The organism is Streptomyces mesophilus (genome assembly GCF_040300965.1).
GTDB lineage: Bacteria > Actinomycetota > Actinomycetes > Streptomycetales > Streptomycetaceae > Streptomyces > Streptomyces mesophilus_A.
This window is the reverse complement of record NZ_JBEPEW010000195.1, coordinates 1-12,862: the sequence shown is the minus strand read 5'-3', so window position 1 is coordinate 12,862 and position 12,862 is coordinate 1. Positions and strand designations below refer to the sequence as shown.

Annotated in this window: 9 protein-coding genes; 3 read left to right on the top strand and 6 right to left on the bottom strand. The window is 69.6% G+C overall.

Annotated elements, in window-relative coordinates; all coding sequences use genetic code 11:
• Nucleotides 1-269: response regulator transcription factor (locus tag ABT367_RS37585; RefSeq protein ID WP_352257978.1), on the top strand; the 269-nt coding region annotated here is incomplete at its 5' end.
• A gap of 71 nt (nucleotides 270-340) precedes the next feature.
• Here ABT367_RS37585 and serA read toward each other — a convergent pair.
• The 6 genes from serA to ABT367_RS37555 form a co-directional block, all read right to left on the bottom strand.
• Nucleotides 341-1,942 (bottom strand): phosphoglycerate dehydrogenase, encoded by a 1,602-nt coding sequence (gene serA / locus ABT367_RS37580; protein ID WP_352257976.1) that lies wholly within the window; start codon nucleotides 1,940-1,942, stop codon nucleotides 341-343.
• Between the two features lie 258 nt (nucleotides 1,943-2,200).
• Nucleotides 2,201-3,199, bottom strand: a complete 999-nt coding sequence (gene ilvC, locus ABT367_RS37575; RefSeq protein WP_352257974.1) for a ketol-acid reductoisomerase — start codon at nucleotides 3,197-3,199, stop codon at nucleotides 2,201-2,203.
• 163 nt (nucleotides 3,200-3,362) lie between these two features.
• Nucleotides 3,363-3,887 carry an acetolactate synthase small subunit gene (gene ilvN / locus ABT367_RS37570; protein ID WP_165335652.1) on the bottom strand — a complete coding sequence of 175 codons (525 nt, stop codon included), beginning with the start codon at nucleotides 3,885-3,887 and terminating at the stop codon, nucleotides 3,363-3,365.
• 31 nt (nucleotides 3,888-3,918) lie between these two features.
• Nucleotides 3,919-5,796 carry an acetolactate synthase large subunit gene (locus ABT367_RS37565; protein ID WP_352257972.1) on the bottom strand — a complete coding sequence of 626 codons (1,878 nt, stop codon included), beginning with the start codon at nucleotides 5,794-5,796 and terminating at the stop codon, nucleotides 3,919-3,921.
• 222 nt (nucleotides 5,797-6,018) lie between these two features.
• Complete coding sequence (locus ABT367_RS37560) at nucleotides 6,019-8,811, bottom strand: putative bifunctional diguanylate cyclase/phosphodiesterase (RefSeq protein ID WP_352257980.1); 2,793 nt, start codon at nucleotides 8,809-8,811, stop codon at nucleotides 6,019-6,021.
• 516 nt (nucleotides 8,812-9,327) lie between these two features.
• Nucleotides 9,328-10,266 carry a 2-hydroxyacid dehydrogenase gene (locus ABT367_RS37555; RefSeq protein ID WP_352257970.1) on the bottom strand — a complete coding sequence of 313 codons (939 nt, stop codon included), beginning with the start codon at nucleotides 10,264-10,266 and terminating at the stop codon, nucleotides 9,328-9,330.
• Nucleotides 10,267-10,360: 94 nt separating this feature from the next.
• Here ABT367_RS37555 and ABT367_RS37550 point away from each other — a divergent pair, with 94 nt between their 5' ends.
• Together ABT367_RS37550 and ABT367_RS37545 are read left to right on the top strand one after the other, a co-directional pair.
• Nucleotides 10,361-11,353, top strand: a complete 993-nt coding sequence (locus ABT367_RS37550; RefSeq protein WP_352257968.1) for an aldo/keto reductase — start codon at nucleotides 10,361-10,363, stop codon at nucleotides 11,351-11,353.
• A 112-nt stretch (nucleotides 11,354-11,465) separates the two neighbouring features.
• Nucleotides 11,466-12,665, top strand: a complete 1,200-nt coding sequence (locus ABT367_RS37545) for a PQQ-dependent sugar dehydrogenase (RefSeq protein ID WP_352257966.1) — start codon at nucleotides 11,466-11,468, stop codon at nucleotides 12,663-12,665.
• Nucleotides 12,666-12,862 lie beyond the last annotated feature (197 nt).

The window sequence follows — 12,862 nt, the reverse complement described above, 5'->3', positions numbered from 1 at the left end:
CGCTGATCCGCCGGGGCCGCCTCGCCGACGCGTCGGCGCCGGCGGACCGCATCGCCGCCCTCACCGCCCGGGAGAGCGATGTGCTGCGGCTGCTCGGCCGGGGGCGTACCAACCGTCAGATCGGCGAGGAGCTGTTCATCAGCGGCAAGACGGCGAGCGTGCATGTCTCGAACATCCTCGCCAAGCTCGGTGCCGCGAGCCGCACCGAAGCCGTGGGCATCGCCTACCGCGAGGGCCTGATCGAGCCGGAGACCAGCACCTCCCCGTGAGGCGCAGGACGACGCACGAGGGCCGGGTCACCCGTGGGTGACCCGGCCCTCGTGCCCTGCGAAGAAGGCGGTCAGGCGAGGTTGACCGAACGCGCCGACGTAGCGCCGATCTCGTCGGCGACCTCGGTGAGGACGCTCGGCGGCACCGTGTCGTCCACGCTCAGGACGGCGAGCGCCTCGCCGCCCTCCTCGGCGCGCGAGACCTGCATGCCCGCGATGTTGAGCCCGGCCTCACCGAGCACACGGCCGACGGCGCCGACCACACCCGGGCGGTCCGCATAGCGCAGCACGACCATGTGGTCCGCGAGGGCCAGCTCGATCTCGTGCTCACCGATGCCGACGATCTTCTGGTGGTGCTTGGGTCCTGCGAGCGTGCCGGAGACCGCCACCTCGTCGCCGCCCGAGAGCGTGCCGCGCACCGTGACCACATTGCGGTGGTCGGGCGACTCGGACGACGTGGTCAGGCGCACCTCGACACCGCGCTCCTGCGCGAACAGCGGCGCGTTCACATACGACACCGTCTCGTCGACGACGTCCTCGAACACGCCCTTGAGCGCGGAGAGTTCGAGCACCTTGACGTCGTGCTGAGTGATCTCGCCGTAGACCTCGACATCGAGGCGGACGGCCACCTCGCCGGCGAGCGCGGTGAAGATCCGGCCGAGCTTCTCGGCGAGCGGCAGACCCGGGCGCACGTCCTCGGCGATGACCCCGCCCTGGACGTTGACCGCGTCCGGCACGAGTTCACCGGCGAGCGCGAGGCGCACCGACTTGGCGACGGCGATGCCCGCCTTCTCCTGCGCCTCGTCCGTGGAGGCGCCGAGGTGCGGGGTGCAGACGACCTGGTCGAGCTCGAAGAGCGGGGAGTCCGTGCAGGGCTCCTTCGCGTACACGTCGAGACCGGCGCCGGCGACGCGGCCCTCCTTGAGCGCCGAGTACAGCGCGGCCTCGTCGACGATCCCGCCGCGCGCGGCGTTGACGATCCGCACGCTCGGCTTGACCTTGTGCAGCGCCTCGTCGCCGATGAGACCGAGGGTCTCGGGGGTCTTGGGCAGGTGCACGGTGATGAAGTCGGCGACCTCGAGCAGCTCGTCGAGGGTCAGCAGCTTCACGCCCATCTGCGCGGCGCGCGCGGGCTGTACATACGGGTCGTACGCGACGACCTTCATGCCGAAGGCCGACATGCGCTGGGCGACCAGGACGCCGATGCGGCCGAGGCCCACGACACCGAGGGTCTTCTCGCTGAGCTCGACGCCGGTGTACTTCGAGCGCTTCCACTCACCGTTCTTGAGCGCGGTGTTGGCCTGCGGGATGTTGCGCGCGGTGGCGACGAGCAGGCCGCAGGCGAGCTCGGCGGCGGTGACGATGTTGGAGGTCGGCGCGTTGACGACCATCACGCCGGCCTTCGTGGCGGACGAGACGTCGACATTGTCGAGACCGACGCCGGCGCGGGCGACGACCTTCAGCTTCTTGGCGGCGGCGATGGCCTCGGCGTCGACCTTGGTGGCCGAGCGGATGAGGATGGCGTCGACCTCGGCGATGGCGGGCAGGAGTTCCGCACGGTCGGCGCCGTTGCAGTGCCGGATCTCGAAGTCCGGACCGAGCGCGTCGACGGTCGCGGGCGACAGCTCTTCAGCGATGAGTACGACAGGTTTGCCGGTGGCAGCAGTGCTCACGTGAGTCCTCGCATGTTCCAGTGCAGGCGGCCGTCCCGTGGCCGCAGGCGGTGGATGAGCCGCGTGGAAGACGCACGACGCTGTGGGCCTGACGCGTATGTAGTTGAGCAGTGTAGTGGGGACTTTGGTCCCCAAATCCGCCAGAGCGTAAGGATCACTCGGACGTGGCTGGACAGCGTGTCCAGTTCCTTTCGGAACGTGTCCAGAACTTGCACGAAGGGGCCGGACCCTTGAGGTCCGGCCCCTTCGCCGGGCGGCTTACGCCTCGGTGTCGACCCAGCTCATGAGCTTGCGCAGCTCCTTGCCGGTGGTCTCCAGGAGGTGGTTCTCGTCCTGCTTCTTGTACTCGTTGTACTTGGGCAGACCGTTCTGGTACTCCTTCATCCAGTTGTTGGCGAAGGTGCCGTCCTGGATCTCTCCGAGGACCTTCTTCATCTCGGCCTTGGTCTGGTCCGTGATGATCCGCGGGCCGGTGACGTAGTCGCCCCACTCGGCGGTCTCGGAGATCGACCAGCGCATCTTCTCCAGGCCGCCCTCGTACATGAGGTCGACGATGAGCTTCAGCTCGTGCAGGCACTCGAAGTACGCGATCTCGGGCTGGTAGCCAGCCTCGACCAGCGTCTCGAAGCCCGCCTTGACCAGCGCGGAGGCGCCACCGCAGAGCACGGCCTGCTCACCGAACAGGTCGGTCTCGGTCTCCTCGGTGAAGGTGGTCTTGATGACGCCGGCGCGGGTGCCACCGATGCCCTTGGCGTACGAGAGAGCGAGCGCGAAGGCCTTGCCGGTCGCGTCCTGCTCGACGGCCGCGATACACGGAACGCCGCGGCCCTCCTCGAACTGACGGCGCACCAGGTGGCCCGGACCCTTCGGGGCGACCATGCAGACGTCGACGCCGGCCGGGGGCTTGATGAAGCCGAAGCGGATGTTCAGGCCGTGGCCGAAGAACAGGGCGTCGCCGTCCTTGAGGTTGTCCTTGATGGACTCCTCGTAGACCTTGGCCTGGATCGGGTCCGGCACGAGGATCATGATGACGTCGGCCTCGGCGGCGGCCTCGGCGGGCGTCACCACGCGCAGACCCTCTTCCTCGGCCTTGGCCTTGGACTTGGAGCCCTCGTGCAGACCGACGCGGACGTCGACGCCCGAGTCGCGCAGCGACAGCGCGTGGGCGTGGCCCTGGCTGCCGTATCCGATGACCGCGACCTTGCGGCCCTGGATGATGGACAGGTCGGCGTCGGAGTCGTAGAACAGCTCGGCCACTTGGGATCTCTCCTTGCAGAATGCGGGTCTTCGCGGGGCGCCCCGGTTCGCACTCACAGTACGCGGGGCGTGGGTTTTTGGGATTTGCAGTCTCGGAATGCGGGCCCTAGGTCCTGGTGGTCGGTGACCTAAGGCCCGGTTCCTTGTTTCGTACGAGGGTGAATCAGGCCGAGCGGTCCAGGGCCCGCAGCGAGCGGTCCGTGATGGAACGCGAGCCGCGGCCGATGGCGATCGTGCCGGACTGCACGAGCTCCTTGATGCCGAACGGCTCCAGCATCTTGAGCATGGCCTCCAGCTTGTCGCTGGATCCGGTGGCCTCGATCGTGACCGCCTCGGGCGAGACGTCCACGGTCTTGGCGCGGAACAGCTGCACGATCTCGACGATCTGCGAACGGGTCTCGTTGTCGGCGCGCACCTTCACCAGAACGAGTTCACGGGCGACGGCGGCGCCGGGCTCCAGCTCGACGATCTTCAGCACGTTGACGAGCTTGTTGAGCTGCTTGGTGACCTGTTCGAGCGGCAGGTCCTCGACATTCACCACGATGGTGATACGGGAGATGTCAGGGTGCTCGGTGACACCGACGGCGAGGGAGTCGATGTTGAAGCCGCGGCGCGAGAACAGCGCGGCGATCCGGGCGAGGATGCCGGGGGTGTTCTCCACGAGGACGGAGAGCGTGTGCTTGGACATGGCGTCTGTCTTCCTTTTCCGTCTCTCGTTCTCAGTCGTCCGCGCCGTCGCCGAAGTCCGGCCGGACGTCGCGGGCTGCCATGACCTCGTCGTTGGAGGTGCCGGCGGCGACCATCGGCCAGACCTGGGCGTCCTCGTGGACGATGAAGTCGATGACGACGGGACGGTCGTTGATCTCGTTCGCCTTCTGGATGACGGCGTCGAGGTCGGCCGGGTCCTCGCAGCGGAAGGCGACACAGCCCATCGCCTCGGAGAGCTTCACGAAGTCGGGGACGCGCGTGCCCTTGCTCCGCTCCTCGCTCGCACCGACCTGCGAACCGGTGGTGTGGTTCGTCTTGTCGCCGTGCAGGACGGTGTTGGAGTAGCGGCCGTCGTAGAACAGGTTCTGCCACTGGCGGACCATGCCGAGGGCGCCGTTGTTGATGATGGCGACCTTGATCGGGATGTTGTTGAGCGCGCAGGTGGTCAGTTCCTGATTGGTCATCTGGAAACAGCCGTCGCCGTCGATCGCCCAGACCGTACGGGTCGGCTGGCCGGCCTTGGCGCCCATCGCGGCCGGGACCGCGTAGCCCATGGTTCCGGCGCCGCCGGAGTTGAGCCAGGTCGCCGGCTGCTCGTAGTCGATGTAGTGCGCGGCCCACATCTGGTGCTGGCCGACGCCCGCGGTGAAGATCGTGTCCTTCGGGGCGAGCTTGCCGATCCGCTCGATGACCTGCTGCGGGGCGAGGGAGCCGTCGGCCGGCTGGTCGTAGCTGAGCGGGTAGGTCTCGCGCCAGCGGTTGAGGTCCTGCCACCAGGCGCTGTAGTCACCGGAGTTGCCTTCGGTGTGCTCGGCCTGGATCGCCTGGACCAGGTCGGCGATGACCTCGCGTGCGTCGCCCACGATCGGCACGTCGGCGGCGCGGTTCTTGCCGATCTCGGCGGGGTCGATGTCGGCGTGGATGACCTTCGCGTACGGGGCGAAGGAGTCCAGCTTGCCGGTGACGCGGTCGTCGAAGCGGGCGCCGAGGGCGACGATCAGGTCGGCCTTCTGCAGCGCGGTGACGGCGGTGACCGCACCGTGCATGCCCGGCATTCCCACGTGCAGCGGGTGGCTGTCGGGGAATGCGCCCAGTGCCATCAGGGTGGTGGTGACGGGCGCCTGGGTGAGTTCGGCGAGGACCTTCAGCTCCGCGGTGGCCTGCGCCTTGATGACGCCGCCGCCGACGTAGAGGATCGGCCGCTTGGCGGCCGCGATCATCTTGGCGGCCTCACGGATCTGCTTGGCGTGCGGCTTGGTCACCGGGCGGTAGCCGGGCAGGTCCTGCTGCGGGGGCCAGCTGAACGTGGTCTGCGCCTGCTGGGCGTCCTTGGTGATGTCCACGAGGACCGGGCCCGGACGTCCGGTGGAGGCGATGTGGAAGGCCTCCGCGATGGTGTGCGGGATGTCCTCGGCCTTGGTGACCAGGAAGTTGTGCTTCGTGATCGGCATGGTGATGCCCACGATGTCGGCTTCCTGGAAGGCGTCGGTGCCGATCGCCTTGGAGGAGACCTGGCCGGTGATGGCGACCAGGGGCACCGAGTCCATGTGCGCGTCGGCGATCGGGGTCACCAGGTTGGTGGCGCCCGGACCCGACGTCGCCATACAGACACCGACCTTGCCGGTGGCCTGCGCGTAACCCGTTGCGGCGTGGCCCGCGCCCTGCTCGTGGCGGACGAGGACGTGCCGGACCTTCGTGGAGTCCATCAGCGGGTCGTAGGCGGGCATGATCGTGCCGCCAGGGATGCCGAATACAACCTCGGCCCCGACTTCCTCGAGCGAACGAATAAGGGACTGCGCGCCCGTGAGGTGCTCGACGGGGGCCGTCTGCTGCTGTCCAGAGGATCGGGGCCGCGGCTGCGGATGGGCCCCGGTGGCCTGCTCGGTCATCGGCGTCTCTTCTCGATGCTGAGGGTGGTTATGCGAGGTTTGTCGAACTTACTGGCGGTGCCTGTGCAACAAAAAACCCCTCGTGCCCGGAGGCAAGCGAGGGGAGCGCGTCGGTGACGGTCGCTGAGTGTCTCTGACGACTCAGCTTCAGCCGACGCGCTTTCCAAGTACGAGAATTCGGGTGCGCATGGCACTGACCCTCTCTCCAGCGCCCTGGCACTGTCAAGTGGGTGGGACGGCCGTCTCATTATGTGAGCGGACAACAGTCCCTCCCGCGAACACCGGCTCGATCGGACCGTGCGGCAACGGGTAGTGCCCGGCGGCCAGAGCGCGCCGCAGCCGGTACTCGTCGAGCGGTCCGGAGAAGGCCATGCCCTGCCCGTGCGTACAGCCCATCGCGCGCAGCGCCACCACCTGCTCGGGCAGATCGACGCCCTCGGCCACGGACTGCAGCCCGAGATCGCCCGCGATCTTCAGCAGACCGCTGGTGATCTTGTGCAGCCTGGCCGACTCGACGACTCCCTCGACCAGGGAGCGGTCGAGTTTCAGTACGTCGACGGGCAGGCGGCGCAGTGCGGTGATGGCCGCATACCCGTTGCCGAAGCCGTCCAGGGCGATCCGGACACCGAGCCGGGACAGGGCGGTGAGCCGACGCTCCAGCTCGTCGAACGGGATCCGCGGATCGTGGTCGGAGAGCTCGATGATCAGCGCGCCCGAAGGCAGTCCGTGCCTGGTGAGGAGCGCTTCCACGGTGCCCAGCGGCATGGAGCGGTCGAGGAGGCGGGCCGCGCTGATCCGTACGGCCACGGGGACCGCGTGCCCGGTGGCGCCCCGCTCGGCGGCCTGCTCGACGGCCTCTTCGAGCAGCCAGCGGCCCAGCTCGGCGGTGCGGTCGTTGTCCTCGGAGACCCGGAGGAACTCGGCCGGTGTGAACAGGATGCCCTGCGCGCTGCGCCACCGCGCCTGGGCGGCGACCGCCGTGATCCGGCCGGTGTCCAGCCGTACGACCGGCTGGTGCAGGAGCGCGAACTCGCCTTCGTGCAGGGCCGACCGCAGCCGGGTGGCCAGCTCGGCCTTGCGGACGACCTCGGCCTTCATCTGGGGCGCGAACATCACCACACGGCCCTTGCCCGCGGCCTTCGCCCGGTACATCGCCAGGTCGGCGTTGCGCAGCAGATCGCCCGCGGTGATGCCCGGTTCGGCGAAGGCGACGCCGATGGAGGCGGCCACCCGGACATTGCTGCCGTCCACCTCGTACGGCTGCGAGAGCGTGAGCCTGAGGCGGTCGGCGAGCTCATGGATATGGCGCTCGCGTGCCGCACTGTCACGGCTGCCGTCGCCGAGGATCAGGGCCGCGAACTCATCGCCGCCGAGACGGGCCGCGGTGTCCCCCTGCCGTACGGATTCCTCGAGGCGGCGGGCGGCCTGGACCAGTAGGTCGTCGCCCGCCTGATGGCCGAGCCGGTCGTTGACCGCCTTGAAGCCGTCGAGGTCGATGAAGAGCACGGCGGTGCCGCGGTCGGTGGCCCTGCGGCCGTGCAGGGCCTGGCCCACCCGCTTGGTGAACAGCGCACGGTTGGGCAGGTCGGTGAGCGGGTCATGTTCGGCGTTGTGCTGCAACTGGGCCTGCAGACGGACCCGTTCGGTCACGTCGCGGCTGTTGAAGAGCAGGCCGCCGCCCTGGTGGCGGTTGACCGTCGACTCCACGTTCAGCCAGTCTCCGGAGCCGGACTTGAAGCGGCACTCGATCCGGGTGGTGGGCTCCTCCAGCGGGCTCGCCGTGAGGAAGCGGCGGATCTCGTGGGCGACGCGGCCGAGGTCCTCGGGATGGATGAGGTCGGCCAGCTCCGAGCCCTTGAGCTCCTCCGCGCTGCGCCCCCAGACTCCGGAGGCGGCCGGGCTGACGTAGTGCAGTATGCCGCTGGGCGCGGCGATCATGATCACATCGCTGGAGCCCTGGACCAGGGAGCGGAAGTGGTTCTCCTTCTGGGCCAGTTCCTGCGTGAGCGTCATGTTGTCGATGAGCATGATCGCCTGGCGTACGACCAGGGCGAGCACCACCGTGCAGGCGGTGAAGAGCACCACGCGGTCGACGCTGCGGCCGTCGATCGTGTTGTAGAGGATGCCCAACGTGCAGACGGCGGCGGCCAGATAGGGCGTGAGCGCGGAGAGCGAGCCGCCGATGCCGCGCTGCTGGCTGCTGCGCCGCACCACACGGGGGTACTCGACGGACTGCCCCGGCCGGGTCGACACCCAGGGTGCGTACGCGAGGAGCAGGGAGCCCGCGAACCAGCCGGCGTCGAGCAACTCGCCCGAGCGGTAGGTCTGCTTGAGCAGCGGCGAGGTGAACAGCGCGTCGCACATCACGGTCAGCGCGAGGGCGGCGATCGCGGTGTTGATCGCCGAGCGGTTGGCAGATGAGCGCCGGAAGTGCAGCGCGAGCACCATGCTGACGAGCACGATGTCGAGCAGGGGGTACGCGAGGTTGAGCGCCGCGTGCGCGACGCTGCGGCCGTCGACCTGGGAGTTGTGCGCGAGCGCCAGGCTCCAGGACAGGGTGAGCAGCGAGCCGCCGATCAGCCAGGAGTCGAGGCCCAGACAGACCCAACCCGCGCGCGTGACAGGCCTCTTGGCGAGGACCAGGAGTCCGACGATCGCGGGCGGTGCGAAGCAGAGGAAGAACAGGTCGGCGATGCTGGGGCTCGGCACCTCGATGCCGAGCACCACCTCGTACCAGCCCCAGACCGCGTTGCCGAGCGCCGCCATCGCGGACGAGAGGGCGAACAGGAGCCAGGCGGGTCGAAAACGGCTCTCGCTGCTGCGGCCGTAGAGAAAGCAGGAGACGGCCGCGGCGGCCGCGGCGACGCTGAGGCCGAAGTCGCCCATGATCAGCGCGAGTTGCGCGGACCCCCAGCCGAGGGCGGAGCCGACCGCATAGCCGGCGCAGGTCACCGCGAGCACCAGCTGGGACACCAGTCCCGACTTGCCGCCGCACGGCGCGACACGGCGGTTCATCAGCACCCCCGGGGTGCTCACCGCGCCGCCCGGACCGGCCTCGTCGGCCGCGGCGGCCGCATGCTCGCATCCGGTGTCCGGCTCATCGGTCTGCGGCCCGTCGGCACATGCGAGGGTCGCCGTCGGCGGTCCCGCCGCGTAGGAATGATCGTCCATAGGCCGTGCATCGCCCGTCGCCCCCCTCGCAGTTCGGTGCCTTCCGTGTGTCCCCGGCGTATCCGGCACACGCTGTGCTCTCCGGGCGGATTCCCTGTCCTTGCCCGGCGGTTTCCCGGCGCCGAACGGTGCGCGGCGCAGCCCCAGTCGGGACGATACACCAGTCTCGTCACTCAGGGACATAGTTCCTCTACGCTCCGTGACGATCAGCGGCATTGGGGGCACCCGTTGCGCGGAAAATGTTGCAGAGCGTACCGAGGCGGAGGCTCTGCGTACGACTGGTGTGCAGTGTGTCCGAACTTCGGCCGCTGTGTGGGGTGTTCGGGGGTCCTGGGGAGCGCGAGGCGCCCGGTGCGCCCGCTATTCGGTGGTGAGCACGACGTTGTCCAGCGGCGCGCCTGCGGCGAACTTGGTGAGCTGTCCGGCCAGGAGCCGCTTCGCACGCGGTTCGAACGCCGAGGTGGAGCCGCCCACATGGGGGCTGATCAGCAGGTTGGGCGCGTGCCACAGCGGGTGTCCGGCGGGCAGCGGTTCTGGGTCGGTGACATCCACGGCGGCCCGGATGCGGCCCGTTTCCAGCTCCGTGAGCAGGGCCTTGGTGTCGACGACGCCGCCGCGCGCGACGTTCACGAGCAGGGCGCCTTCCTTCATCCGCGCGAGGAAGTCCGCACCGGCCAGGTGCCTGGTGGCCTCCGTGAGGGGCGTGGAGAGGATCACGACGTCGGCTTCGGGCAGCAGCCGGGGCAGCTCGTCGAGCGGATGCACGGCGCCGCGCTCCGTAGTGCGGGCGGAGCGCGCGACGCGCGCCACCCGCGCGCACTCGAAGGGCGCGAGCCGGTCCTCGATGGCGGCGCCGATCGATCCGTATCCGACGATCAGGACGGACTTGTCGGCGAGCGCGGGATAGAAGCCGGACCGCCACTCCTCCTGCTGCTGCCCCTGTACGAAGCCGGGGATCCCGCGCAGCGAGGCGAGGATCAGCGCGAGCGTGAGCTCGGCGGTGGAGGCCTCGTGGACTCCCCTTGCATTGCACAGGCGCACGCCGGGACGCAGATCGCCGAGTCCGCCCTGCACATGGTCGACACCCGCCGAGAGGGTCTGCACGACCTGCACGGACCGCATCCGCGCCATGGGGCGTACGGCGATCTCGGGGCCCTTCATATAGGGGACTACATAGAAGGCGCAGTCGGCGGGATCGGCCGGGAAGTCCGGTGCGCCGTCCCAGAAGTGGTAGGCGAGGCCTTCGGGCAGGCCTGCGATGTCGTCGGCGGGAAACGGGAGCCATACGTCTGCGGTCATGGTCAGGAGGCTAATCCGCTGGGGCCTGCTCCTGGTGGCCGGGAGGCGGGAGGTTAGTTTGGGGGCCGTCGGTCGAAGGGGAGGCACGAGCCAGGTGGAGCGCAGGACGGTCGGCGCGGCAGCACTCGAAGTGGGCGCGATCGGGCTCGGCTGCATGCCGATGAGCTGGGCGTACACCGCTTCACAGCAGTACGGCGAGGAGTCGCTGCGGGCCGTGCACACCGCGCTCGACGCGGGGGTCTCGCTGCTCGACACGGCGGACATGTACGGGCCGTTCACCAATGAGCTGCTGCTCGGGCGGGTGTTGAAGGAGCGGCGGGCGGACGCCTTCGTGTCGACGAAGGTGGGTCTGCTCGTCGGTGAGCAGCACATCGTCGCCAACGGCCGTCCCTCGTACGTGAAGCGGGCCTGCGATGCCTCGCTGCGCCGGCTCGGGACCGAGGTGATCGACCTCTATCAGCTGCATCGCGCCGACCCCGAGGTGCCCGTCGAGGAGACCTGGGGCGCGATGGCGGAGCTGGTGACCGCGGGCAAGGTGCGCTCGCTCGGACTGTGCGCGGTGGGGGCACGCGCCGGGCGGCGGCCCGGGTCCCGGCTGCACGATGCGACGATCCGCCAACTGGAGCGGGTGCAGCAGGTCTTCCCGGTGAGTGCCGTCGAGGCCGAGCTCTCGGTGTGGTCACCGGAGGCGCTCGACGCGCTGCTGCCGTGGTGTGCGGCGCGCGGGGTGGGTTTTCTGGCGGCGATGCCGCTCGGGAACGGTTTTCTCACGGGGACGCTGACACCGGGTTCCGGTTTCGAACCGGAGGATGTGCGGGCCCGGCATCCGCGGTTCACCGCCGAGATGATGGCCGCGAACCAGCCGATCGTCGCGGGTCTGCGGCGGATCGCCGCGCGGCACGGGGCCACGCCCGCCCAGGTCGCGCTGGCGTGGGTGCTCACCCGGGGCCGGGATGTGGTGCCGGTGCCGGGGACGAAGCGGGCGGCTTGGGCGGCGGAGAACGCCGGGGCCGCGGAGGTTCGGCTCACCGAGGAGGATCTTCGGGAGATTGCGGAGTTGCCGTCCGGGGTGGGGTCCTGGGAGTAGGGGCTTGCTCGGTTCGCGCAGTCGGTACGGGTCTCCAGGGAGCGGCGGCGGCCGCCGGCCGGCTTCGGGGATTCGGGGCTGGTTGTGGGAACCCGGGCGGCGCGAGCGGTGTATGAACGGTAGGAACGCGATCGTCGAAAGGACCTCGGCCGTGCAACGAACCGCAGTACCCGCCGTGTTGGCCGCCGCAGTGCTGCTGCTGTCCGCCTGTTCGGGGGACGGTGAGGACCCGCCGGCGAAGGAGAGTAACTCCGCCTCGAGCCCGGGGAAGGCGGGTGAGCCCTCGCGCAGTGCCGATCCCGATCTGCCGCCGGCCGAGGGTTCGGCGAAGGTGGTCAAGACCCTTGCCGAGGACCTCAAGTCGCCCTGGGGGCTTGCCGCGCTGCCGGAGGGAGACTTGCTCGTCTCCTCGCGCGACGAGGCCACGATCACCCGGATCGACGCGGAGAGCGGGAAGAAGACCGAGGTCGGACCGGTGCCGGGAGTGGCGCCTGCCGGCGAGGGCGGGCTGATGGGGCTCGCCCTCTCGCCCGCCTTCGCCTCGGACCACTATGTGTATGCGTACTTCACGACCGAGTCGGACAACCGCATCGCGCGTTTCCAGTACGACGAGAAGAAGCCTGCCGGACAGCAACTGGGCGCGCCGGACACGGTGTTGCGAGGCATCCCCAAGGGGACGATTCACAACGGTGGGCGGATCGCGTTCGGCCCGGACAAGATGCTGTACGCGGGGACGGGTGAAACGGGCGAGACCGGACTCGCCCAGGACAAGTCCTCGCTCGGCGGCAAGATCCTGCGGATGACACCCGAGGGCGAGCCGGCACCGGGGAATCCTGAGGCGGACTCGCTCGTGTACTCGTGGGGTCACCGCAATGTGCAGGGGCTGGCCTTCGACAAGGAACAGCGGCTGTGGGCGGCCGAGTTCGGCCAGAACACCTGGGACGAGCTCAACCAGATCGGTCCGGGCAAGAACTACGGGTGGCCCGAGGTGGAGGGCAAGGGCGACGAGGGCGCGGAGTTCGTGAACCCGCTCGAGCAGTGGTCGACCGCCGACGCCTCCCCCAGCGGCATCGCCTGGGCCGAGGGCTCGATCTGGATGGCGGGCCTGCGCGGCGAACGTCTGTGGCGCATCCCCCTGGACGGCACCAAGTCCCTGGCCGAACCACAGGCCTTCCTGGAGGGCGAGTACGGCCGCCTGCGCACGGTCGTCGCCGCGGGCGAGAACCGGCTGTACGTGGTGACCAGCGAGACGGATGGGCGGGGGTCGCCTGAGGGTGGGGATGATCGGGTGTTGGTGGTGGAGGTGGAGTAGGGGCGGGGCTGGCGGGTCGGGGCGGGGTTGGGTCGGGTTGGCGGGGTGGGTTGGGTGGGCCGGGGGAGGTTGGTGCGTCGGTGCGGGTCCGGGCTGGTGAGTCGGGGCGCGGCTCGTCGGGCGCGGCTCGTCGAGCGGTGTGGGCCCGGGTAGGTGAATCGGGGCGCGGCGCGGTGGGGCGCGGCTGGTCGGTCGGG